This window comes from Streptomyces sp. NRRL WC-3549, assembly GCF_000721935.1.
GTDB lineage: Bacteria > Actinomycetota > Actinomycetes > Streptomycetales > Streptomycetaceae > Streptomyces.
In genome coordinates this window covers 1-571 of sequence record NZ_KL585406.1, presented here as the reverse complement: position 1 = coordinate 571, position 571 = coordinate 1, and the positions used below count along the sequence as shown (strand labels likewise).

Sequence of the window (571 nt, the reverse complement as noted above, 5' to 3'; positions counted from 1 at the left end):
CCCCGCCGACGCGGCAGGGGCGCTGCAGGCGCTCGTGGGCCGGCTCCGGCGCGCCCTCGGCCGGGGCGCCGTCGAGTCGGTGGAGAACGGCTACCGGCTGTCCGCCGCCCCGGACGCCGTGGACCTGCACCGTTTCGACCGGCTCGCGGGGGAGGGGGCGCGGGCACTGGAGGACGGCGACGCGGCGAAGGCCCTCACCCTCCTCGACGACGCGCTCGCCCTCTGGCACGGCCCCGCCCTCGCCGATCTGCCGGACCGCACCGTGACCGCCGCGCGCTGGGAGGCCCGGCGCCTGGACGCGCGGCGTCACCGGGCCGGTGCCGTCCTCGCCCTCGGACGCGCCGAGGACGCCCTGCCCGACCTCGTCGCGCTCTGCGCCGACCACCCGCTCGACGAATCCCTCCAGGCGCTGCGCATCCAGGCCCTGGCCCACGCCGGACGTACCGCCCAGGCGCTCGCCGCGTACGACGAGGTGCGCACCCTGCTCGCGGACCGGCTCGGTACCGACCCCGGCCCCGTACTGCGTGGCCTGCACGAGCGGCTGCTGCACCAGGACCCGCCCGCTCCGCCC

1 protein-coding gene is annotated in these 571 nt (G+C 79.0%); it reads left to right on the top strand.

The genetic code is table 11. From position 1 onward, the window contains the following. Nucleotides 1-571, top strand: a 571-nt coding sequence (locus tag IH13_RS0118585; protein WP_031085857.1) for an AfsR/SARP family transcriptional regulator, incomplete at both ends; no start/stop codon positions are given.